Source organism: Roseicyclus sediminis (genome assembly GCF_025515305.1).
GTDB lineage: Bacteria > Pseudomonadota > Alphaproteobacteria > Rhodobacterales > Rhodobacteraceae > Roseibacterium > Roseibacterium sediminis.
On the sequence record NZ_JAOPHT010000037.1, the window covers coordinates 1 to 421 of the forward strand.

1 protein-coding gene is annotated in these 421 nt (G+C 59.6%); it reads right to left on the minus strand.

What is annotated here, in order from left to right:
* Nucleotides 1-229: hypothetical protein (locus N8I71_RS20580; RefSeq protein ID WP_262879924.1), on the minus strand; the 229-nt coding region annotated here is incomplete at its 3' end.
* Nucleotides 230-421: the final 192 nt, after the last annotated feature.

The following is a 421-nucleotide window of genomic DNA, read 5'->3' on the forward strand; positions in this document are numbered from 1 at the left end:
CCTGCAGTCGAACTGATCTCGCAGCGGACGCCCAGGCGTCCAGCACAGAGAACCGACTTTCGGAAAGCCGCATCCCCCGGGGATGCGGCTTTTCCTTTTCCGGCGGCGACCAGTTACCGGCTCCCCAGGGCCCGCGCCCCGAAAAGACAAAAAACAAATCGAATTCATATCGATTCAACGCCAAATTCCCGCCGCACTCGTCGGCGATTCCTACAGCATCACGGAACACGGAGCCGCTCGCAGGCCAAGCCGGGGACCGGGAGATGAATTGTCGGAAGACATGTATTGGAGTCTGAAAGATGGAAATGATCAAAAACTTCGCCAAATCCGAATCCGGTGCCGTGACGGTTGACTGGGTTGTCCTCACCGCAGCCATCGTGGGCCTCGGCCTCGCAGTCATGGCCGTCGTCTCGGGCGGCGT